Consider the following 21,558-nt stretch of genomic DNA (forward strand, 5'->3'; position numbering starts at 1 on the left):
TCAAGCCGAGGGCTCCGCCTGGTATAGGTCGGTCCGGTCCGGGTCCTCCTCCCACGGCTTGGCGGAGGGCGGGAGCACGAACCCCTCCTCACCGTTGAGCAGGAGGAGCAGGTCCCCGGTGTGATCGGCGGCGGCCGCGTTGGGCTGCACCCAGTAGCCGTCCGGGTCCTGGTGGATGAGGAACGCCTGCTCCGTCTCGGCCTCGAAGCGGTCCGGATCTATGAACAGGCGTGGCTTCACCACCGCCGGGTCGCCGATCTCGGGACAGAACACCATGCAGTTGCCGCACTCGTTGCAAAGCTCGGTGAGCACCAGGTACTGCTGGAGCCCGGTAGCGTCCAGCTCATCGGGAGTGGGAATCCGGAAGAAGGCATCGTTGGGGCAGACGGTGACGCAGAAGTTGCAGGCCACGCAGCCCCACATCTGGAGTTCGTTGTCCACCGAGCGCGGGAGCTTGGAGTTGCCGGCCAGGGTGTAGCGGCGGTTGGTGGCCGGATTGTGGAGGGTGGCGATGTAGGCGGCCACGGCGCCCTGCTCGGCAGACGGCTCGGCCTGGTGAGCTTGCCATTCCCGCAGCGATCGCGCGCCGGCAGTGTCCATGGCCTTCCAGAGGCCCTTCAGCATCGGGGCGAGGCGACCGTACCCGCCCGGCTTGAGCAGGTCCGAGCAGACCGTTAGGGGCGCCAGGCCCAGGCCGGCCGCCGCGGGCAGGTTCTCCTTCGTGATGCCCGCCGAGAAGGACACCTGCACCGGACCGTCCTGCCCGTCCACCCGCAGCATTCCCGGCAACGCTTTGTGTAGCTCGCCCAGGAGGGTGGTGGAGACCACGTGGAGGGGCGGTCCCGACAGGTACATGGTGTTGTCGGGCATGAACCCCTTGGTGTTCTCGACCACCAGCGTGTTGGTGAGCTTGATCCCGAACCGGCGTCCGTGATCGTCGGCGAAGCTGTTGAGTTCGTGGATCAATTCCAAACCGCGAGGGAACTGCAGATCGTTGTCGAAATCCTCCCTGCGGAGCACCGTGGTGTCGTACCCCAGGGTCTCGGTGACGATCTCCTTGACGCGCTCGAAGCCCAGGAGCGTGGGGTTGAGCTTGACGATGACGTCCAGCCCGTGGCGGGTTATCAGGTGCTTGGTGATCGACTCGATCTCGTCGGGCGGGCAGCCATGGAAGGTGGAGAGGGTGACCGTGTCGGCGATACGGGTGGGGAAGTCCATGTCCCGGAACCGGGCGAACTCCCCTCCGATCTGGGGCCGCAGCCGTTCGATCTCCTCCCGCGCGTCCATCATCGAGTCGATGAACCAGGCCACCCGGTCGGTGGAGATGCCTGCCAGGTCGTAGCCCACGGACAGGTCGAAGATGTGCGGGCCGGTGTCCGTGCCGATGAGCGGGGTGACCTCGTCCCAGCGGCGCATCATCTCGATGATCATCCAGGCCTTGACGTACTCTTCGAGCGACTGGGGGATCTTGAGCTCCTGGCTCCACTCGATGTTGTAGCCGATGGTCTCCATGTCGATGCATGGCCGCCCGATCTCGAGCTCGTCCATGATCTGGACGGTCTTGAGCTCGATCAGCCGGGAGCCTCCCAGCCAGGACAGCACGATGTTCTGGGCCATCTGGCTGTGGGGCCCGGCCGCCGGGCCGACCGGGGTCGCCGCCGGCCGCCCGAGGAAGTCGATCGAGATGTCGGGTCCCTTCGACACGTTGAGGAAGCGGGCCGTCGGCAGGTCGAAGATGCGGTGCCGGCTCTCCCATTCGTGGCTGATCCGGGCCAGCAGGTCGGCCAGGCTGAAGGGCGTGAGGGGCTCGTGGTTATCGGTCACCGGCCACCCTCCTCGCTCCGGCCGGATCCGCACCGCCCGTTTGTGTCACACCCCCCGTATACGTTGCGGGATGCCAAGGCACCGGCGGCCGGAACAGGACGTCCCTCCGGCCGGATCGGGTTCATCAGACCGGAAGGCCACCCCACCAGGGGCTTAGCGGGCCGCGTCCGGTCACTCGGAGAGGTGGTGGCGGGGGAGGGCCCGGTGCGGAGCGCCGGTCGGCTGGATTTTCGCGTTCTCATTCGGGTGGGCCGGCCGGGCTCGTTACGGGAACCGGGCTCGATCGGGAGCCTGGTGGCGGTTCCGGGCCGCTGGGCGCGAGTCGCGGCGGTCATAGCCGGGCGTGCAACCGGGCCGCCTGCTCCCGCGCCTTGGCGCGAATCTCGGCGGCGTCGACTCGGGTGACGGCGCCGTCCTTCAGGACGATCTCACCCTCTACTTCAACTTCAAGGGGGCGGATGCTGGGGGTGAAGGCTATGTGCCACGGGTCCATCGGGTCGTAACTCCAGGTGACCCGGTCGTTCCGGCATTCGGGGATCAGGTCCCAGCCGTTCTCCAGCCATCCCCACGCCGTCTCGGGGGTGGCCGTCACGTCCACCGAGCGCTGCATCACGTAGGCGAGGCGGAAGGTGTCGATCATGTTGGCGCCGATCCCGTCCGTGCCTAGCGCCACCGGGTTGCCGAACCGGGCCGGGTCGGCGTAGCCCACCGAGTTGTTCAGGTTGGAACGGGGCTGGTGGAGGATCGTGCCCGCCAGCCCGTGGTCGTCGGGTAGATGGACGCAATGGGCCAGCAGCCAGTTGTCTTCGGCCAGCCCGGCCAGGCTCCGCACGCAGCCCTCGTCCTCAGGGCCCTCCGCGACGTGGACGTGAACCCCGACGTCCAGTTCCCGGGCCAGCGCCGCCGCCGCCTCCAGCGTGTCCTGCTCGCAGGTGAACGCGGCGTGGATGCCCACCATCCCGCTACCGCCCTCGCTCAGGTACCGGCGGTTCTCCTCGAGGCCGCGCCGGGCGCCGTCGGGGCCGTGGCGGTCGGTCACTCCGTAGCAGGCCCGCACCCGGACCCCCACCTCCCGGCAGGCCTCTTCGATCACGGAGAGGCTTCCCTCGATGGCGTTGGGAGACTCGTGGTGGTCCACGATCCCGGTCGTACCCGACTCGAGCGCCTCGAGAGCCCCCAGCATGGCCGACCAGCGGATCATCTCCAGGTCGAGGGCAGTGTCGAGCCTCCACCAGATCTGTTCGAGGATCCCCAGGAAGCTCTTGGGCGTCTCCGGGGGCGCCGGCATACCCCTCGCCAGGGTGGAGTAGAGATGGTGATGGGCGCACACCATCCCTGGCGTGGTGGTCACGCCGTCCCGGCCCGGTGGTGGATGTTCATCGGCAGGTGGTTCCGCCACTCCCCGTCGAGGTCGTGGAAGGCGGCGGCCACCGCCCCGGCGGTCGGCACCAGGCCGATCTCGCCGACCCCCTTGATCCCGTACGGTGCCCTCGGCTGCGGAACCTCCACCAGGATGACCTCGACATCGGGCATGTCCTTGGGTCTGATGATGCCCAGGCTCCGTAGCGTCATGTTGGTGGGGCGTGCTTCCTCGTCCGCCGGGAACTCCTCGGAGAGGGCGTAGCCGAGGCCCATGTGGACCGAGCCCTCGATCTGGCCCTCGCACAGCGTCGGGTTGATGGCCCGACCCACGTCGTGCGCCGCCACCACCCGTTCGATGCCGCCGGTCGTGCGGTCGGCGATGACCAGCTGGGCCGCATACCCGAAGGCCGAATGGATGATCGGGTTCTCGACCCCTTCGCTGAGCGAGTTCGTCCAGTCCACCCGGCACTCGCCGTGGTAGTCGACATCCGGGAGCCGCCCTCCGGCGTCCGCGGCCCGGCAGGCGGACCTGACCGCCCCGGCGCCCATGAGGGTTCCGCGTGATCCGGTGGTCTGGCCTGCGCCGAGCTCCCTGCTGGTGTCCACTATCACCCGGATCCGGGTCGGGTCGATCCCCAACTCCTCCGCCGCCACCTGCTGGACCACGGTGTGGATCCCCTGGCCCATCTCGGTCCAGCAGTGCCGGACTTCTACGGAGCCGTCCCTCGCGAACCGCACCACCGCCCGGGCGATCTCCTTGAAACCGTTGCCGAGGCCGCTGTTCTTGAGCCCCAGGCCGACTCCAACCGCCTTGCCGGCGGCGCGGGCGGCGTCATAATGGGGCTTGACCGCCTCAAGGGACTGGCGAGCGCCCCGGCAGCCGTCGTCCATGATCTGGCCCGGCCCCCACACCGACCCGGGGTCCACAACGTTGCGATTCCGTATTTCCCAACCGGAGATTCCCACCGAATGCGCCAGGCGGTCCATCACGCCCTCCATGGCGAACTGGGCCTGGTTGGCGCCGAAACCCCGGAAGGCGCCGCAGACCGGGTTGTTGGTGCGGGCGGCCACCGCCTCGACATCGATGTTGGGCACTACATAGGGACCGCTGGCGTGCCCGGCGGCCCGCTCGAGCACCTTCATGCCCACCGAGGCGTAGGGGCCGGAGTCGCCCAGCATCCGGGCCTTGAGGGCGGTCAGCCTGCCGTCCTCGTCACATCCGGCCCAGAGTTCGATCCGGATCGGATGCCGCTTGGCGTGGATCCGGAGCGACTCCTCCCTCGAGAGGGTGCACTTGACCGGGCGGCCCAGCAGGTGGGCGGCCAGGGCTGTCTGCGCCTGGTTGGCCATGTCCTCCTTGCCGCCGAATGCCCCGCCGTTCGATACCAACTCCACCGTGACCAGGGACGGATCGATGCCGAGCACCGAGGCCACCTGGTCCCGGTCGTCCCAGACTCCCTGGCCGCCGGAGTAGAGCATCAACCGGCCGTTGCCGGCCGGCACCACCAGCGTCGACTCGGGCTCCAGGAAGGCGTGTTCCACGCGCTGGGTGATGAACGTCTCGTGTATCCGGTGGGCGGAGGCCCGGTAGGCGGACTCGAAGTCGCCCCGGGCGTACTTGGACGTGGAGAGGACGTTTCCGTCCAGACCCCAGACCGCGTCCTCCTGGGATGCCACAGCCTCGGCCGGGTCGGTGAAGGGCTTGAGTGCCCTGTACTCCACGTCAACCGCCTCGGCGGCTTCACGGGCTGTCATCCGGTCCACGGCCACCACCACGGCCAGGACGTCCCCGTAGTAGGAGGTGCGACCGCCCTCGGGGATCAGGACCGGCCAGTCCTTGTGGATCAGGCCCACCTTCAGCTCTCCGGGGACGTCGGCGGCGGTGAACACCGCTTCCACGCCCGGTATGGCCAGCGCCCGGCTGGTGTCGATCCGCACCACGTCGGCCCGGGCGTGGTCGGTCAGCCGGAGCGCGGCGTGGAGCATCCCGTCCAGGCGCATGTCGTCTATGTAGTCGCGGTCGCCGAGGGCCAGCTCGCAACCCTCGTACTTGACACCGGCCTTTCCGATCCCGGAAGGAGCCTCGAGCGCGGGGATATCCCCGCGGGCCAGCATGTCGATTGCGTCGAATATCTTGGTGTAGCCGGTGCAGCGGCACAGGTGGGCGCCGAGCCTCCCCGCCGTCACCCGCCGGGTCAGCCTCGAACCCTTCTGATCTATCAAAGCCTTGGCCCGGACCACGATCCCGGGAGTGCAGAACCCGCACTGGAGGGCGCCGCTGGCGGCGAAGGCCGAAGCCAGCCGGTCCCGCTCGGTCGGATCGAACCCTTCCAGGGTGACAACTTCCTTGCCCTTGATCTTCTCGAGCGCCAGCACGCAGGCCACGAAGGCGCGCCCGTTGACGAGCACCGTGCAGCACCCGCACTGCCCCGACGGCGCGCAACCGTCCTTGACCGAGGTGATGTCCAGTTCCTCGCGGAGGGCGGACAGCAGGTGGGGATGGTCGGCGCGGACGGAGACGGGCCGGCCGTTGAGAGTGAAGTCGATGGTCCTCTCTGCGATCAGGGTCATGGTCCGCTCCTTCCAGCCAGAAGGGCCTGCTGGCCGGCCTAAGTTGCCGGCTCGTCCGGGCTAACTTTTACATTTTGTCAAAATCCTAGCAATCTCGGAGGCGACTGCGGCAACATATGTGACCTGTATAACCTCGTGGCGCCCGGATCAAGGAGTGTGAGAAGTGCTCGCCCGCGCCGAATTCACCGTGGAGCCGTTCACCGAAGGTCGGCAAGGCCCGCATGTTCAGGCGGCCATCAATGCGCTCGCGCCGTTGTCGCCCGAGATAGGCCCGTTCGGAACCTCTGTCGAGGGCGACCTTGACGTGGTGCTGGACAGGGCGGCTGCAGGCATCCGGGCGGCGATGGAGGCCGGCGCCACCCGGGTGGCGGTCACCATGACGGTCACTCCATGAGGGAGGACCATCCCCTGCTGGAGGCGGTGAGACCCCTGGTCGAGGCGATGGGGGCCGAGATCATCGATCCGACCGGGGCCGAGGGTGACTGCATCCTCCTCGAGTGGGAGGGGGAGTTGGTGGCGGCGGTACGCGTGCTTACCCTCCATGACGCCTTGGACCACCTGGTCACCCAGGTGGAGGGGGAGTTGGGCGGCAGGCTGGCCGAGTTGGGCCGGGTCCAGAAGCAGGTCGCGGTGCGGCTCCTGGATGAGCGCGGGGCTTTCCGGCTCCGCCGCTCGATCAACGAGGTGGCCGACCTGATGGGCGTGAGCCGCATCACCATCTACAACTACCTCAACTCGATCCGGGGCGAGTAGGCGCGGTGAGGACGCGCATCGTCAGAGCGGGGGCCGTTGCCTTGCTGGCGTTGGTGATGGCGGCGTGCGGCGGTCCGGACCTGCCCGAGGACGCCACCGGGGCGGAGATCTACGTCCAGATGTGTGCGCGCTGCCACGGTTCGGACCTGCGGGGCGGCACCGGCGTGGCGCTCGTAGGCGAGGGCGCCCGTTCGATAGACAAGCCTGAGTCCTACCTGGTGCAGTCGATCTACGCCGGGATCGGGAGGATGCCTGCCTTCCGCCGCACCCTTTCGGACGACCAGATCCTCCGGGTGGCGCGCTACATCATGCGACAGCAGGGCAGATGATCCGGTTTCCGGATCAGGTGACGGGGTTTCCCTCCGAGTTGGCGTACGCGCCCCGGGCCGCCGGCGTCAGGCGCTCCGGAGATCGGCCAGCGCTTCGAGCCGGTTGATGGCGTCCACGGCGGCCGGGTTCTCGAGGCTGGTCAGGTCGCCGGGCTCCTGATCGAGGGCCCGGGCGCGCACCACCCGGCGCATGATCTTGGCCGACCTCGTCCGGGGTAGGTCGTCGACCAGTTCGATCGCCAGTGGCCGGAAGGCCTTGCCCAGGTGATCCACGACCTGTCCTGAGAGGGCTTCGATCAGCTCCGGGCTCCGGTCGGTCCCGGCCGTCGGCACCGCGTACACCGCGATGGCCTCACCCTTGACCGGATGCGGAACGCCGATCGCCGCCGCCATCACCACGCCGGGATGGGCCACCACGGCCGATTCGATCTCTGCCGGGCCTATCCGCTTGCCGGCGATGCTGAGGGTGTCGTCGGAACGTCCGTGCAGGTACCAGAAGCCGTCCTCGTCGACCGATGCCCAGTCGCCGTGTACCCAGATGCCCGGCCAGCGGTTCCAGTAGGTGTCGAGGTACCGGTCGTCCCCGCCCCAGAAGCCACGGGTCATGCCTGGCCACGCCTTGGAGCACACCAGCTCGCCGACCTCGCCCCGCAGGGACCTTCCTTCCTGGTCGTACACGTCTATTGCCATGCCGAGGGCCGGACCGCCCAGAGAGGTCGGCTTGATGCCTTGCAGGATGTTGACCGACAGCAGGCAGGCACCCACTTCGGTTCCGCCCGAGATGTTGATGATCGGAATGCGCTCGCTGCCGACCTCCCGGAACAGCCACCACCACGGGTCCGGATTCCACGGCTCGCCGGTCGATCCGATGGCCCGAAGGGTGGACAGGTCGCACGCGGCGGCGTGGTGGGCGCCGTGGGGCTGGAGGGCGCGGATCAGGGTGGGGGAGATACCCAGGACCGTGATGCCCAGAGACTCGACCAGCTGCCAGGTACGCCCCGGCGTCGGGTAGTCGGGGGCGCCGTCGTAGCAGCCGAGGGAGGCGCCGTTAGCCAGGCCGGCCACCACCATCCACGGTCCCATGATCCATCCCATGTCGGTCATCCACATCACCCGGTCGCTGGGCGCAATCTCGAACTGGAAGGCGCCCTCGACCGCCAGCTTGACGGCCAGGCCGCCGTGGACGTGGACCACCCCTTTGGGCTTCCCGGTGGTACCCGAGGTGTAGGCCAGCAGAACCGGGTCCTCGCTGCCCGTAGCGACCGCTCCCATGGGTGCGGCGGCCTCGAGCGACTCCTCCCACCAGCGGTCCCGTCCGGCTGTCCAGGGTGTGTCGGGTCGTCCCAGGTTCGAGACCACGATCACGTTGGGGTCGACGCCCGCGGCGTCGATTGCCCGGTCGGCCGTTTCCTTCATACTGACGGGACCAGCCCGGCGGGTGTATCCGTCAGCGGTCACCACCACCGCGGGTTGCGAGGCTTCGAGCCGGGACGCGACCGCCTCAGTGCCGAATCCGGAGAAGATCGGCACGTATATGGCGCCGATCCGGGCGGCCGCCAGCATCGAGACCACGGCCTCGGTGGTCATCGGAAGGTAGACAGCCACCGTGTCGCCCTTGGTTGCGCCGGCCTCGGTCAGGGCGCCTGCCGCCCGTTCCACCATGTCCAGCAACTCGCCGAAGCTGTAGCTCCGGCCGGTGCCGTCCTCTCCCTCCGCCACCAGCGCCGTCCGCCCGGGATCCTGCGCCGCCCAGCGATCGACGCACACCTCCGAGAGGTTGATCTCCGCGCCCGAGAACCACCGGGGAAACTGGATCCCGTCGCTCGTGTCCACCAGGGTGTGATAGGGCTTCGAGAAGGGGATGCCCAGGAAATCGATGGCAGCCTCCCAGAACCATTCCAGGTCGGCTATGGAGAGCCCGACCAGGTCCTGGTAGGAGCCGATCCCGTGGTGAGCCATGAAATCGGCGGTGCGCGAGCGGGCCACGTCCTCCTCGGAGGCCTTCCAGACGATCGGTTGCCTGTCCATTCGCAGCCTTCCCGTTCTCGGTTCGATCCTGGCGGCGGCCTACTCTATCGGCGGGCAACATCCACCGGGCCCCGGGCTCGTAAGCGAACCGGTACCCCGCTGTAGGCTCCCGGCATGGACAACACTGCCACCCGGCAACGCGACGGCATGCCCCCGTGGATACCGCGGGTCATCGTCATGGTCGTGCTGGCCTTCCTCGCCACCTACCTACTGGTGTGGTCGGTCATCCGGTTGCGGAGTTTTCTCCTGGCGGTGCTGCTCTCGCTCTTCGCCTCCTTCGCATTGGAGCCGGGTGTCGACTTCCTGGCCAGGAGGGGATTGCGCCGGGGATTGGCGACCAGCGTGGTGTTTGCCGTGGCGTTTGTATTCGGCGTCGTGTTTGCGGCGGTCACCTTCCCGCCCATGGTGGTGGAGGTCGCCTCCCTGATATCCAACGTCCCCGGCTGGTTGACCGACCTGAGCGACTTCCTGAACGACCGGTTCGGTCTCGACCTGAACCTCTCCAACGTGTCGGCCGGGATGCTCGATCTCCAGGGCTCGTTCCAGACCTACGCCGCGTCCGTGGCGACCGGCGTGTTAGGTGTGGGCGCCCAGGCCGTCAACCTGTTGCTCCAGCTGTTCACGATGGCGCTGTTCACCTTCTACCTGCTGGCGGACGGCCCTCGTTTTCGCAGGCGGGTGTTGTCCCTCGTGCGTCCAGAGCGGCAGGCCGAGGTGAGCCGCATCTGGGTGATCGCCATCCGCAAGACCGGCGGATACGTCTACTCCCGGGCCCTTCTGGCCGTGATCTCGGCGGTATTCACCTACATATTCCTGCTGATAGTGGGGGTTCCCTACCCCCTGGCGCTTGCGGTGTGGGTGGGGGTGGTGTCGCAGTTCATTCCGGCTGTCGGCACCTACCTGGCGGCGCTGGTCCCCGTGCTGGTGGCTCTGACCGTCCGTCCGGTCACCGCGGTCGTCGTGGTCATCGGCCTGGTGGTCTACCAGCAGATCGAGAACATACTTCTGGCTCCACGGATCACCGCCCGCACCATGTCGCTCCATCCCGCGGTGGCGTTTGGATCGGTGCTGGTCGGTACCACGCTGCTCGGGGTCGTCGGTGCCCTGGTGGCCCTTCCCGCAACGGCGATCATCCAGGCGTTCATCTCTACCTACGTGGAGCAGCACCACGTGGACGAGGCGCACCTCGGCGCGTCTCCCGAGCAACCCCCGGATGGCGCCGAGCTGCCCGCCGGAGAAACAGCGGGCAGCGAAACCTCCTCCTGAGATCTCCTTGACCCATTGGCGGTCTCTTCCTTTATTATAGGTATATCTTCCCTATAAAAAGGAATAACGGAAATGTTGTTTCAGGCACCCGCACTCGACGAGACGGAGAACAGGGTCATTGCCGCCATCGATGGTGTGCGCCGCCGCCTGCGCCATCAGCTGTTCGAGCCGCGCCGCTGGGATGGCCTACTACGGAGGTTTCTGGAGGCCGATTCCAACCGCGCCTCGATCGGCATCGAAGGCCACCACGTCAGCCGGGATGATGCGGTGGCGTCCGTGGATAGGGCCGAGCGGTTCGAGGCATCCGACGCGGACTGGGAGGCGTTGATCGGCTACCGGGAAGCGATGGGATACGTGATCCAGATCAGCGACGACCCTCACTTCTCCTACAGCGACGGGTTGATCCGCAGCATCCACTACATGATGATGCGACACGATCGAGACAAGCTCCCCGGCCTCTTCCGGCCCGGTCCCGTCTTCGTGGGTGACTACGAGGGTCCTGAAGGACATACGGTGCCCGGTCTGATGCGGGAGCTCGCCGAGCAGCTCAACGATCCCGATGATGAGAGCCCCCTGATCGTGCGGGCCGGAATGGCGCACCTCAACCTGCTGATGATCCATCCCTTCAAGGATGGGAACGGCCGGATGGCGAGGGCTCTCCACACGCTGGTGATGGGCCGCCACCGCACGCTGGATCCCCGGTTCTCGAGCGTCGAGGAGTATCTCGGGTTCAACACACCGGTCTATTACCAGGTGCTGGCCGAGGTCGGAGGGACCGGTTGGGCGCCGGACCGTGACACCCGACCCTGGATACGGTTCGTCTTGCGCGCCCACTATCACCAGGCGCACCTTATGGAGTGGCGGATCGAGGAGTCCGACCGCGTTTGGGCAACCGTCGACAGGGTGCGCGTCGAGGCCGGCCTGGATGAGCGGAACATGGGTTCGTTGTACGACGCGGCGGAGGGATACCGGGTGCGGCGACACCGGCACGTCTCCTACGCCGACGTGAGCGACCGGGTGGCATCGGCCGATCTCAAGAAACTGGTGGACCTCGGGTTGCTGCGACCGGTGGGGGAGCGGCGGGGTCGCTACTACGTGGCGTCCGAGCGTCTCCTGTCGCAGGCGCGGACCACGCGGAGGTCTCGACCGCACATACCCGGACCTTTCGGACCGGTCTGATCGCTCCGACACCGTGATCGTCCGGGGCCGGACCGGTCCGCGGGATCGGGATTGCGGTACGTTCGCGCTCGTCTACTGTTTCCGGTAGCCGGGAGAGGAGGGCAGTGGCACAGTTCGATATCGATGCGATGCTGGAACGTTTCCGGGACCGTGCCGAGGCCGTGCGCCGGCGTCCCCTGCCTCCCGTAGCGGGCGAGGGCCGGAGGGCGTTCGTCGAGCAGGCCGAGACCGACTACACCGACTTCGCCTTGGTCGGAGGGGCGGTCTGGTCGGTGGAGGAGGATCACCTCGTCCTGAGAATCCCGCTCGCGGGCGGCTAGCCGGTGGACGTAGACACCTGGATCGACTCGCTCCGGGACGATGGCCGTCGCTTGGCGGATGCGGCTGCGGGCCTGTCCCCGGACGATCAGGTGCCCACCTGCCCCGAGTGGGACGTGCGCAAGCTGGTGCGCCATACGGGATGGGTGCATCGATGGGCGGGTGCCATGGTCCGGGACGCCAGGCCGGAACCCCCCGGCCGCGAGGTGGTGCTACCCGGCGGATGGCCTCCGGATGACGGGCTGGTGGACTGGTTCCGGGACGGGCACCGGCAGCTGGTGTCGGCTCTCGAGTCCGCCCCCGACGATCTCAAGTGCTGGACCTTCATGCAGGCGCCCCGGGCGAGGGCGTTCTGGGCGCGCCGCCAGGCCCACGAGACGGCCATCCACCGAGTTGACGCCGAGTTGGTCGCCGGCGCCGTGTCCGGCTTCGATGCGGAACACGCCGCGGACGGGATCGACGAACTGCTGGTGTTCTTCATCTCCCGTCCCGACCGTGGTCCGAGGGCTCCCGAGGTCAAGACCCTCAAGGTGGTTGCCTCCGATGCGGGCCGGGACTGGACGGTCTCCTTCGGACCGGACGACTCGGCCGGCCATGCCGGGGGAGAGGGGCCGGTTGATTGCGCGGTGACGGGTCGGGCCTCTGATCTCTACCTGTACCTCTGGAACCGGATCCCGCCCAGAAACCTCCGGATAGAAGGCCGGGGCGACGTGCTCGACTACTGGAGCGAGGCGTCATTCTGATAGCTGGGGCCGCCGGCTCAGCTCGTGAAATCACTTGGGGTTAATGCCACGGTACGGCCGCGCGCCTGATTAACTTTGGCCCGTGTTCCTTACCTACGGCGCCGGTCGGCTATGCGGCAGTATCTGAGGCTGCTGGAAGAGGTCAGGTACGAGGGGACCCTGAAGGAGGACCGTACCGGCGTCGGCACCTACAGCCTATTCGGACGCCAGCTCCGCTTCGACCTCGACGAGGGCTTCCCGCTACTCACCACCAAGAAGGTCCATCTGCGTTCGGTGATCCACGAGCTCCTGTGGTTCCTGGCCGGCGATTCCAACGTCCGGTACCTGCAGCAGAATGGGGTGTCCATCTGGAATGCCTGGGCCGACCCGGCTACCGGCGACCTGGGTCCCGTCTACGGCGTGCAGTGGCGTAGCTGGACCGGGGCCGACGGCCGGACCATCGACCAGCTGGCCGAGGTGGTGGACCGGATCCGGACCGATCCCGACTGCCGGCGGCTGATCGTATCGGCCTGGAACGTGTCCGACCTGCCGGAGATGGCGCTCCCGCCCTGCCATGTGCTTTTCCAGTTCTACGTGACCGATGGTCGCCTGAGCCTCCAGCTCTACCAGCGCAGCGCCGACATCTTTCTGGGTGTGCCCTTCAACATCGCCTCCTACGCGCTGCTCCTGATGATGGTGGCCAGAGTCACCGGCCTCCGTCCGGGCGAGTTCGTCCATACCTTCGGCGATGTCCACCTGTACAGGAACCATGTCGAGCAGGCCGATCTGCAGCTCCGGCGCCGACCCAGGCCCCTCCCCTCGGTGGTCATTCCCGACCGTAAGAACCTGTTCTCCTACCGCTACGAGGACATCCGGGTCAGCGGCTACGACCCGCATCCGGCCATCCGCGCACCGGTGGCCGTCTGAGGATCGGTTCGGCATTTCCCCGTCTTGTCGGGCACCCTTCTAGTTTGTCGTGGTCGGTCTGTGTTGCGGGCGGCGTGATCTGGACCGCCATCGACGCCTCTGGCTGCGTCCTGCCTCCTCAACGTACCCTGCGGGTACGCCTTCGTCCGCAGTCCTTGCCACAGACGCCGCTGGCGGCGCCATATCCCGCCGCCGCCCCACAGACCAACCACGGAACCCGCGATAGCAAACGAAAACGCGCATAGCGTGAACACGCCCTAATGTGGACCACGGATCGGTACCGGACCATCCGGACCGCAACCAGGAGCGTGTATGAGGATCGTCGTGGTGGGCCCCGGGCGGGCCGGTGGATCGCTGGCGGTGGCCGCTCGAACCGCCGGTCACGAGTTGGTGGGCCTGTACGGCCGCCGTACCCGTAACCAGGTGCTGGCGGACCGCCTCGGCGTCCCGCTCCGGCTCATCGGAGAACCGTTGCCCGAGGCTGATTTGTTGATCGTGGCGGTCCGCGACGATGCCTTGCCCGAGGTCGCCGCCACCCTGTCTCCGCTGGCGGTTCGGGTACGCGGCGCCATCCATCTCTCGGGTCTCACATCGGTCCGGGTGCTGGACCCTTTGCGCGAGGCCGGCCTGGCGACCGGTAGCTTTCATCCCTTGCAGACGCTGGCCGGATGGCAGGCCGGATCGCGCGCCCTCCCGGGCGCCTACGTGGGGATTACCGCCCCCGAGGATTGGGCCACGGAGTTGGACTCCTTCGCCCGGTCGCTCGGCTGCCGACCGATCCGGGTGCCGGATGATCGCAAGCCCCTGTACCACGCGGCCGGCGGGGTGGCCGCCAACTACGTCTCGGCGGCGCTCTGCGTGGCGGAGTACATGTTCAGGGAGGCGGGAGTCGATCCGGCGGCAGCCCGCCCCATGGTGGAGCAGGCGGTTGCCAACGCCTTCGACCTGGGATTCCGGGAGGCCCTGACCGGGCCGATATCGCGAGGCGATCTCGGGACCGTCCGGCGCCAGATCGAGGCGGTGGACCTTCACGCGCCGGCCGCATCGGAAGCCTTCCGGGTTCTGACCAGGCTGACAGCCCAGCTGGCCGGGCGGGTCGAGGTGGAGAAGATCCTGCGGGAGGCCGGCCGGCCGCCGGGAGGTTCGACGTCGCCGGGTCCGGCCACCGAGGGAGGGGGGTCGTCCTGAGGGTCGTAACCACCATGGCGGAGGCCAGGGCGCAGGCCGGCGGCTTGGTGGGACTCGTGCCGACCATGGGCTTTCTCCACGAGGGCCACCTCTCGCTGATGGAGCGTTCGGTGGCGGAGTGCGATCAGACCATCGCCACGCTTTACGTGAACCCCTTGCAGTTCGACGATCCCGCCGATCTGGACCGCTACCCGGCCGATCAGGACCGTGACCTGGCTCTCGCCGAAGCGTGTGGCGTGGACCTGATGGTCGTTCCCCGTCCGCAGGAGATGTTTGCCAGCCCTCCCCTTACCGGGGTGGCGGTGGCCGGTATCGGAGAGCGGTTGGAGGGGGAGTTCCGTCCCGGTCATATGGCAGGGGTCGCCACCGTGGTGACCAGGCTGCTGGCCGGACTCCAGCCCCATCGGGCCTACTTCGGGCGGAAGGATGCCCAGCAACTGGCCGTGATTACCCGCCTCGTCCAGGACCTGGGATTTCCGGTCGAGGTGGTGGGTTGCTCCCTGGTGAGGGAGTCCGATGGCCTGGCCCTGTCGTCGCGCAACGTGCTGCTGGGAGAGCGCCGAGCCGAAGCTCTGGCCCTGTCACGGGGCCTGATGCGGGCGGCCGACCGGTTCGACCACGGCGAGCGGAGAGCGAAGGTGCTGGAAGCCGCCGTGCGGAGTGCGGTCCCGGACGAGGCATTGGAGTACGCCCGGCTGTGCCAGGCATCCACGATGACCCGGACGGCCGTCGCCGAGGGCGAGACGGTCCTGGTGACGGCGGCTCGCTTCGGTCCGGTCCGGATCATCGATAACGTGGGTCTGGTCGCCAACGGGAGCGGCGGGTCGGCGGACCGCGGAGTCAGGCTGGGGCATCCCAGCCTCATTTACGGATCGGAGGGAGCATGACCGCAACTGATCCGGGCGCGGAGTGGCCGGGCGGGAAGGTCTGACCGTGTTCCTGGCGATTGACATCGGCAACACCCAGACCGTCATAGGCGTGTTCGACGGCGCCGAGATAGTCGCCCGATGGCGTCTCTCGAGCGGTCGCGAACGAACCGAGGACGAGTTCACGATCCTCTTGCGGGGCTTGCTGGGCCCCGCCGGCTACCGCGCCGGTGACTTCGAAGGGGCGGCCATGTCGTCGGTGGTTCCGCCGGTGGCCAATGCTCTGCGCTCGTCGCTGGAGAAGCTGGTCGGGTCGCGGGTTCTCGTGGTGGGACCGGGGATCCGGACCGGTATGGCCATCAAGATCGACAATCCGCGGGAGGTGGGGGCCGACCGGGTGGTCAACTCGCTGGCGGCGCGGGAGCGCTACGGGGCGCCGGTGGTGGTGGTGGACTTCGGGACAGCCACCACCTTCGACGTGGTGGACGGGAGCGGCGCCTACATCGGCGGCGCCATCGCTCCCGGGCTCGAGGTGTCGATGGACGCGCTCGTGTCGGCGACGGCCGCGCTACGGCGGGTCGATCTGGTGGAGCCCAGGTCTGTAGTGGGTCGGGGCACGGTCGAGGCGATCCAGAGCGGGCTGCTGTACGGCTATGCCGGTCTGGTCGATGGAATACTGGCCCGGACCCTCGAGGAGGTCGGGGAGGCAGGCACCGGTCCGGTGGCCACGGTGGCCACAGGCGGGATCGCCTCGGTCATCGTCCCGCTGTCGCGGCTGGTGAGCACCGTCGACCCCACCCTGACCCTTGAGGGGCTCCGGATCGTGTGGGAGCGCAATCCCTAGCCCCGGACATTCGCGGCTTGGCGGGCCGAGAGCCTCAATCATCGGGGCCATCGGCCGGGGCGAGTAGCCTTCCCCACCGATGGCAGGGCCCGAGACACCACCTGAGAACGAGGTCCCCGAGGGGGCTGGTCTCGCCGATCATCCACTTACCGCCCGCCGGCTCGAAAAGGTCACCCGGTTGCGGGCCGAGGGCGTCGAGCCGTATCCCCTGGGATACGAGCGGGACGCCGCCGCCGCCGACCTGCACGACCGGTACCAGGGCTTGGAGGCGGACACCAGGACCGGCGTAGAAGTCCGGGTGGCCGGGCGTCTCATGAACACCCGGCGCCTCGGCCGGCTTATCTTCGGGGTGCTCCAGGACCATTCGGGACGGATCCAGCTATTCGCGGAGGCCGGAGGTCTTGGTAGGGACCGGCTGGCCGGTTTCGCGGACCTGGATCAGGGAGACTGGATCTGGGCCCGGGGCGAGGTGATGACCACCCGGCGTGGCGAGTTGAGCGTTCACCTGGCCGATTTCGCGTTGCTTGCCAAGGGCTTGCGGCCCCTGCCGGCCAAGTGGCACGGACTCAAGGACACCGAGGTTCGGTTCCGGCGCCGCGAGCTCGATCTGCTGGTCAATCCTGAAGCCCGGCGCATTGCCCAGGTGCGGGCCGGAGTGGTGTCGGAGTTGCGCCGCCAGTTCGAGGAACGCGGCTTCGTTGAGGTCGAGACGCCGGTGCTACAGGTTCAGGCGGGCGGTGCGTTGGCTCGCCCGTTCGAGACCTACCACAACGCACTCGGGCTGCCGATGTACTTGCGGATCGCCACGGAGCTGCACCTCAAGCGGCTGGTCGTCGGCGGCATGGAGCGGGTGTTCGAGCTGGGTCGGGTCTTCCGGAACGAGGGAATCGACGCTAGTCACAATCCCGAGTTCACCACCCTCGAGGCCTACCAGGCGCTGGCCGACTACCACGACATCATGCGCCTGATGGAGGAGGTGATACCGGCCGTGGCGGAGCGCGTGATCGGCGCCACCCGGCTCGCCTACCGGGACCGCCCGCTCGACCTCCGGCCTCCCTACCGGCGGGTACCCATGCTCGAGCTGGTGTCCGAGGCGCTGGGCGCCGCCATTACCCCGTCCACACCCGTTGGCGAGCTACGAGCCCTGGTCGGGGCCGCCGGCCTGGAAGCCGATCCGGATTGGGGATTCGGAAAGCTGGTCGAAGAGGTGTTCGACGAGCGCGTCGAGCAGCATTTGTGGGAGCCCACCTTCGTGATCGACCATCCCATCGACATCTCTCCGCTGGCCCGCCGCCACCGTTCGGTCGAGGGCCTGGTGGAACGCTTCGAGCTCTACATCGCCGGCGCCGAGTACGTGGACGCGTTCACGGAGCTCAACGACCCGCTCGACCAGCGGGCCCGGTTCGAGGCCCAGGCGGCAGCCCGCGCGGCCGGGGACCAAACCGCCCATCCGGTGGACGAGGGATTCCTGCAGGCGCTGGAACTGGGCATGCCGCCCACCGGAGGCCTCGGCATCGGCGTCGATCGGCTGGTGATGCTCTTGACGGGCCAGCGGAATCTTCGCGAGGTGGTCCTGTTCCCCCATCTGCGCCCGGAGTAGTTTCTAGTTGTTAGTTTGTAGTCTCTAGTTGCTAACAACCAACAACTAGCAACTGTCAACTAGCAACTAATCCCGACGGATCCCACCCGGTCGACGAGGAACTCGCCCATGCGCCGCAGGACCTTCCGGGCCTCGATGTCGGGCAGTGCGGCGGTGGCGCCCGAGGCCCTGGCAAGCCGGTGCCGACACTCGTCGAGCACCCGCTGCACGTAGCCGCCCTCCCGGACCAGTCCGATCACCTTGTCCACCGCATCCCCGGTGACCGGCCCTTCTTCCCGTAGAAGGCCCCTTATGCGACTCCCGGCCGGTCCCTCCAGCGCATACAGAACCGGAAGCGTGTATACGCCCTGGCGGATGTCGCTCCCGGCCGGCTTACCCAGTTCTTCCTCGGTCGAGACGAGGTCGAGGGCGTCGTCGGTCAGCTGGAAGACCATCCCCAGCTCCCAGGTGGCGGTGGACACGGCCTCGACCGTCCCGGCCGCGGCGTCGGCGGCCAGCGCACCCAGCCGCGCCGAAGTCCTGATGAGGCTGGCGGTCTTGCCCGCGATCACCCGGTAATGGTCGGCGGGCCCGTGGCCGACGTCACCGGTCAGCCGGAGCTCCAGGGCTTGGCCGGTCACCAGGTCCCGGTAGGTGTGCGCCAGGAGCTCGACCGATGCCATGCCCAGGTAGGTGGCAGCGATCTCCGATGCGCGGGCGATCAGGAAGTCGCCGGCCAGTATGGCGAGCGAGTTACCCCACCTGGTGTTGACCGACGCCGTGCCGCGCCGGGTGTCGGCGCCGTCGATCACATCATCGTGGTACATAGATCCGATATGGATGAGTTCCACCGCCGCGCCGGCCTCGATCAGCCGGCGGTCGCGGGTAGGCCCGAACTCGCCGGCCAACTGCGTGAGGACCGGCCGGTATCGCTTGCCTCCCGCGAGCAGGAGGTGTTGGGCGATCTCGGTGAGAAAGTCGTCATCGGCCCGGGACGCATCGAGCAGCCGTTCCTCGACGCGCTCCATTCGCTCCCAGATCCCGGGAATCTCGATCAGGTCCCTGATGGTGTCGGTGGACATGGCATCCGTTCGCCGCCGCAGTGGAGCGCCGTATGGTAAGCGGAAGACGCCGCCGTCCACCATCGCGTTGTCCTAGCCTTGCGTTATAGTCGCCGGTTACCAGGACGAGCACTTCTAAGCTTGTATCCTGGTAGCCAGAGCCGCCGAAGTCGGAGGTTGACCGCCAGTGTTCGAACGCTTCACCGACCGGGCCCGCAGAGTGGTGGTCCTGGCGCAGGAAGAAGCGCGGCTTCTCAACCACAACTACATCGGTACCGAGCACATCCTGCTCGGTCTCATCCACGAAGGCGAAGGGGTCGCCGCCCGAGGTCTGTTGAACCTCGGCATCCGGCTGGACTCCGTGCGTAGCCAGGTGGTGGAGACCATCGGGCAGGGACACCAGTCGCCGGCCGGCCACATCCCGTTCACGCCCCGGGCGAAGAAAGTCCTGGAGTTGAGCCTGCGTGAGGCCTTGCAGCTCGGGCACAACTACATCGGTACCGAGCACATCCTCCTCGGCCTGATCCGGGAGGGGGACGGCGTTGCCGCCCAGGTGCTGGAGAAGTTGGGCGCTGACCTGCCCAGGGTGCGGCACACGATCATCCAGCTCCTCTCCGGCGGCTCGGGAGACGAGCCGGCCCGTGCCGGCACCGCTCCCTCGGGCAAAGGCTCGTCCCAATCGGGTTCCACCGTGCTCGACCAATTCGGACGCAACCTCACCCAGATGGCTCGTGACCATGCGCTCGATCCGGTGATCGGCCGCTACCCCGAGATCGAACGGGTCATGCAGATCCTCTCCCGCCGCTCCAAGAACAATCCGGTGCTGATCGGCGAGCCGGGCGTGGGCAAGACGGCGATCGTGGAGGGCTTGGCCCAGCGGATCGTGGCGGGCGAGGTCCCCGACACCCTCAATACCAAGCAGATCTACACCCTCGACCTGGGCGCCCTGGTGGCCGGTTCCCGTTATCGCGGCGACTTTGAGGAGCGTCTGAAGAAGGTCCTGAAAGAGATCAAGAACCGGGGAGACATCGTCCTCTTCATCGACGAGATCCACACGCTGGTGGGCGCGGGGGCGGCGGAGGGCGCCATCGACGCCGCCAGCATCCTGAAACCCATGCTGGCCCGGGGAGAATTGCAGACCGTCGGGGCGACCACCCTGGAGGAGTACCGCAAGTACCTGGAGAAGGACTCTGCGCTGGAGCGCCGGTTCCAGCCCATCCATGTGGACGAGCCCACCGTCGCCGAAACGGTTCAGATCCTGCATGGGCTCAAGGACCGGTACGAGGCGCATCACTCGGTGCGTTTCACGGATAGCGCGCTGAAGATGGCCGCCACCCTTGCCGACCGGTACATCTCCGATCGCTTCCTCCCCGACAAGGCCATCGACCTGATCGACGAGGCGGGTAGCCGCAACCGGATATTCCGCAGTTCCTCGAGCGCCCAGATCCGCCAGATCGACGACCAGTTGAGCGCGGTTCGCCATGACAAGATGGAGGCGGTCTCGGCGCAGCAGTTCGAACGGGCGGCTCAGCTCCGCGACCAGGAACGGGCGCTGATCTCCGACCGGGCCCGGTACAAGGCCGAGTCGGCCGAGTCCTCCACCGTGGTGGACGACACGCTGATCGACGAGGACGAGATCGCCGACGTCCTCGCGCAATGGACCGGCATCCCGGTCCACCGGCTCACGGAGGAGGAGACCGCCCGGTTGGTCCACATGGAGGAGGAACTCCACAAGCGGATCATCGGGCAGCACGACGGGATATCGGCGGTGAGCCGTGCCATCCGCCGTACGAGGGCGGGTCTGAAGGACCCGAAGCGGCCGAGTGGCTCGTTCATATTCCTCGGGCCGTCAGGGGTGGGGAAGACCGAGACCGCCAAGGCGCTGGCGGAATTCCTGTTCGGCGACGAGGATTCTCTCATCCAGCTCGACATGTCCGAGTACATGGAGAAGCACACGGTAAGCCGCCTGGTCGGATCGCCTCCCGGTTACGTGGGCTATGACGAGGGCGGTCAGCTCACCGAGGCGGTGCGCCGCAAGCCCTTCTCCGTGGTCCTCTTCGACGAGATCGAGAAGGCGCATTCCGACGTCTTCAACACCCTTCTCCAGATCCTGGAGGACGGTCGCCTGACCGATGCTCAAGGTCGGGCGGTGGACTTCAAGAACACCGTGATCATCATGACCTCCAATCTCGGGTCCGAGTCGTTGCGCAAGAGGTCGGTCGGATTCCAGCAGGAGAGCGACGAGGTCACCTACGAGAAGATGAAGGAGAGGCTGACCGACAACCTGAAGAAGCACTTCCGGCCCGAGTTCCTCAACCGGATCGACGAGGTGATCGTCTTCCACCAGCTCACCGGGAACGAGGTCAAGCAGATCGTGGATCTGATGCTGGTACGGGATCGGGAGCAACTGGCCACCCAATCCCTCGACCTGGTGCTCAGCGACGCTGCCAAGACCTTCCTGGTCTCCGTGGGCTACGACCGGGAACTGGGCGCCCGCCCCTTGCGCCGGGCCATCCAGCGGTACCTGGAGGATCCGCTGGCCGAGCAGGTGTTAATGGGCGACTACCCGCCCGGCACCACCATCGTCGTCGATGCAGATCCCGACGGCGGCATGCTCATCTTCGAGATGGTTGACACTCCCGACAGTCCCCCCTTGGACCTGGTCGACTCGGGCTCCTGACGGGACTCGATCTCACCGATGGCGCAACCGGCGCGTGCCATCGCTTCTTCCGGCACCGCCA

The 21,558-nt window shown here is 67.5% G+C and carries 18 protein-coding genes; 13 read left to right on the forward strand and 5 right to left on the reverse strand.

Annotated features, from left to right (window positions below; genetic code table 11):
* The 3 genes from ACOQPD_RS00900 to ACOQPD_RS00910 form a co-directional block, all read right to left on the reverse strand.
* Nucleotides 1-1,824 (reverse strand): 4Fe-4S dicluster domain-containing protein, encoded by a 1,824-nt coding sequence (locus ACOQPD_RS00900; RefSeq protein WP_420613029.1) that lies wholly within the window; start codon nucleotides 1,822-1,824, stop codon nucleotides 1-3.
* Nucleotides 1,825-2,155: 331 nt separating this feature from the next.
* Entirely contained in the window at nucleotides 2,156-3,175 is a 1,020-nt protein-coding gene (locus ACOQPD_RS00905) for an amidohydrolase family protein (RefSeq protein WP_420613030.1), read from the reverse strand.
* On the reverse strand, nucleotides 3,172-5,757 hold the full coding sequence (locus ACOQPD_RS00910) for a molybdopterin cofactor-binding domain-containing protein (RefSeq protein WP_420613031.1): 2,586 nt from the start codon (nucleotides 5,755-5,757) through the stop codon (nucleotides 3,172-3,174). Before ACOQPD_RS00910 ends, ACOQPD_RS00905 begins: the two co-directional genes overlap by 4 nt.
* Nucleotides 5,758-5,920: 163 nt before the next feature.
* Here ACOQPD_RS00910 and ACOQPD_RS00915 point away from each other — a divergent pair, with 163 nt between their 5' ends.
* Genes ACOQPD_RS00915 through ACOQPD_RS00925 form a run of 3 tightly spaced genes read left to right on the forward strand, consistent with a single transcriptional unit; the run spans nucleotide 5,921 to nucleotide 6,839 of the window.
* Complete coding sequence (locus ACOQPD_RS00915) at nucleotides 5,921-6,151, forward strand: thiamine-binding protein (RefSeq protein ID WP_420613032.1); 231 nt, start codon at nucleotides 5,921-5,923, stop codon at nucleotides 6,149-6,151.
* Nucleotides 6,148-6,510: a helix-turn-helix domain-containing protein gene (locus ACOQPD_RS00920; protein WP_420613033.1), complete on the forward strand. Its 363-nt coding sequence runs from the start codon at nucleotides 6,148-6,150 to the stop codon at nucleotides 6,508-6,510. Before ACOQPD_RS00915 ends, ACOQPD_RS00920 begins: the two co-directional genes overlap by 4 nt.
* A gap of 5 nt (nucleotides 6,511-6,515) precedes the next feature.
* Nucleotides 6,516-6,839: a c-type cytochrome gene (locus ACOQPD_RS00925; RefSeq protein WP_420613034.1), complete on the forward strand. Its 324-nt coding sequence runs from the start codon at nucleotides 6,516-6,518 to the stop codon at nucleotides 6,837-6,839.
* Nucleotides 6,840-6,905: 66 nt separating this feature from the next.
* Here ACOQPD_RS00925 and ACOQPD_RS00930 read toward each other — a convergent pair whose 3' ends face one another.
* Complete coding sequence (locus tag ACOQPD_RS00930; protein ID WP_420613035.1) at nucleotides 6,906-8,867, reverse strand: AMP-binding protein; 1,962 nt, start codon at nucleotides 8,865-8,867, stop codon at nucleotides 6,906-6,908.
* A gap of 114 nt (nucleotides 8,868-8,981) precedes the next feature.
* On the opposite strand from ACOQPD_RS00930, the gene ACOQPD_RS00935 reads away from it, so the two are divergent.
* The 9 genes from ACOQPD_RS00935 to lysS all read left to right on the forward strand — a co-directional run bounded on the left by ACOQPD_RS00935 (nucleotide 8,982) and on the right by lysS (nucleotide 17,777).
* Nucleotides 8,982-10,133 carry an AI-2E family transporter gene (locus ACOQPD_RS00935; protein ID WP_420613036.1) on the forward strand — a complete coding sequence of 384 codons (1,152 nt, stop codon included), beginning with the start codon at nucleotides 8,982-8,984 and terminating at the stop codon, nucleotides 10,131-10,133.
* A 72-nt stretch (nucleotides 10,134-10,205) separates the two neighbouring features.
* Nucleotides 10,206-11,312 (forward strand): Fic family protein, encoded by a 1,107-nt coding sequence (locus tag ACOQPD_RS00940; RefSeq protein ID WP_420613037.1) that lies wholly within the window; start codon nucleotides 10,206-10,208, stop codon nucleotides 11,310-11,312.
* 104 nt (nucleotides 11,313-11,416) lie between these two features.
* Nucleotides 11,417-11,632, forward strand: a complete 216-nt coding sequence (locus ACOQPD_RS00945) for a hypothetical protein (RefSeq protein ID WP_420613038.1) — start codon at nucleotides 11,417-11,419, stop codon at nucleotides 11,630-11,632.
* 3 nt (nucleotides 11,633-11,635) lie between these two features.
* Nucleotides 11,636-12,373, forward strand: coding sequence for a maleylpyruvate isomerase family mycothiol-dependent enzyme (locus ACOQPD_RS00950; protein WP_420613039.1), 738 nt, complete (start codon nucleotides 11,636-11,638; stop codon nucleotides 12,371-12,373).
* Between the two features lie 111 nt (nucleotides 12,374-12,484).
* Nucleotides 12,485-13,279: a thymidylate synthase gene (locus tag ACOQPD_RS00955; RefSeq protein WP_420613040.1), complete on the forward strand. Its 795-nt coding sequence runs from the start codon at nucleotides 12,485-12,487 to the stop codon at nucleotides 13,277-13,279.
* Nucleotides 13,280-13,591: 312 nt separating this feature from the next.
* Nucleotides 13,592-14,467, forward strand: coding sequence for a Rossmann-like and DUF2520 domain-containing protein (locus tag ACOQPD_RS00960; RefSeq protein ID WP_420613041.1), 876 nt, complete (start codon nucleotides 13,592-13,594; stop codon nucleotides 14,465-14,467).
* Between the two features lie 14 nt (nucleotides 14,468-14,481).
* Nucleotides 14,482-15,354 (forward strand): pantoate--beta-alanine ligase, encoded by an 873-nt coding sequence (gene panC / locus ACOQPD_RS00965; protein ID WP_420613042.1) that lies wholly within the window; start codon nucleotides 14,482-14,484, stop codon nucleotides 15,352-15,354.
* A 22-nt stretch (nucleotides 15,355-15,376) separates the two neighbouring features.
* Nucleotides 15,377-16,177 carry a type III pantothenate kinase gene (locus tag ACOQPD_RS00970; protein ID WP_420613043.1) on the forward strand — a complete coding sequence of 267 codons (801 nt, stop codon included), beginning with the start codon at nucleotides 15,377-15,379 and terminating at the stop codon, nucleotides 16,175-16,177.
* Nucleotides 16,178-16,256: 79 nt separating this feature from the next.
* A complete protein-coding gene (gene lysS / locus ACOQPD_RS00975; RefSeq protein WP_420613044.1) occupies nucleotides 16,257-17,777 on the forward strand; it encodes a lysine--tRNA ligase in 1,521 nt (506 codons plus the stop codon).
* Nucleotides 17,778-17,836: 59 nt separating this feature from the next.
* On the opposite strand, the gene ACOQPD_RS00980 is transcribed toward lysS, so the two are convergent.
* Nucleotides 17,837-18,838, reverse strand: coding sequence for a polyprenyl synthetase family protein (locus ACOQPD_RS00980; protein WP_420613045.1), 1,002 nt, complete (start codon nucleotides 18,836-18,838; stop codon nucleotides 17,837-17,839).
* Between the two features lie 166 nt (nucleotides 18,839-19,004).
* Between ACOQPD_RS00980 and ACOQPD_RS00985 the strand changes: the two genes are divergently transcribed.
* Nucleotides 19,005-21,497, forward strand: coding sequence for an ATP-dependent Clp protease ATP-binding subunit (locus ACOQPD_RS00985; protein ID WP_420613046.1), 2,493 nt, complete (start codon nucleotides 19,005-19,007; stop codon nucleotides 21,495-21,497).
* Nucleotides 21,498-21,558: the final 61 nt, after the last annotated feature.

This window comes from Candidatus Spongiisocius sp. (assembly GCF_965221825.1).
In the GTDB taxonomy this organism is placed as follows: domain Bacteria; phylum Actinomycetota; class Acidimicrobiia; order Spongiisociales; family Spongiisociaceae; genus Spongiisocius.

Coding starts and splice junctions, on each gene's coding strand:
- panC (WP_420613042.1), top strand. CDS start 14,482: ATGGCGGAGGCCAGGGCGCAGGCCGGCGGCTTGGTGGGACTCGTGCCG.
- ACOQPD_RS00980 (WP_420613045.1), bottom strand. CDS start 18,838: ATGTCCACCGACACCATCAGGGACCTGATCGAGATTCCCGGGATCTGG.
- ACOQPD_RS00910 (WP_420613031.1), bottom strand. CDS start 5,757: ATGACCCTGATCGCAGAGAGGACCATCGACTTCACTCTCAACGGCCGG.
- ACOQPD_RS00920 (WP_420613033.1), top strand. CDS start 6,148: ATGAGGGAGGACCATCCCCTGCTGGAGGCGGTGAGACCCCTGGTCGAG.
- ACOQPD_RS00960 (WP_420613041.1), top strand. CDS start 13,592: ATGAGGATCGTCGTGGTGGGCCCCGGGCGGGCCGGTGGATCGCTGGCG.
- ACOQPD_RS00940 (WP_420613037.1), top strand. CDS start 10,206: ATGTTGTTTCAGGCACCCGCACTCGACGAGACGGAGAACAGGGTCATT.
- ACOQPD_RS00955 (WP_420613040.1), top strand. CDS start 12,485: ATGCGGCAGTATCTGAGGCTGCTGGAAGAGGTCAGGTACGAGGGGACC.
- lysS (WP_420613044.1), top strand. CDS start 16,257: ATGGCAGGGCCCGAGACACCACCTGAGAACGAGGTCCCCGAGGGGGCT.
- ACOQPD_RS00930 (WP_420613035.1), bottom strand. CDS start 8,867: ATGGACAGGCAACCGATCGTCTGGAAGGCCTCCGAGGAGGACGTGGCC.
- ACOQPD_RS00935 (WP_420613036.1), top strand. CDS start 8,982: ATGGACAACACTGCCACCCGGCAACGCGACGGCATGCCCCCGTGGATA.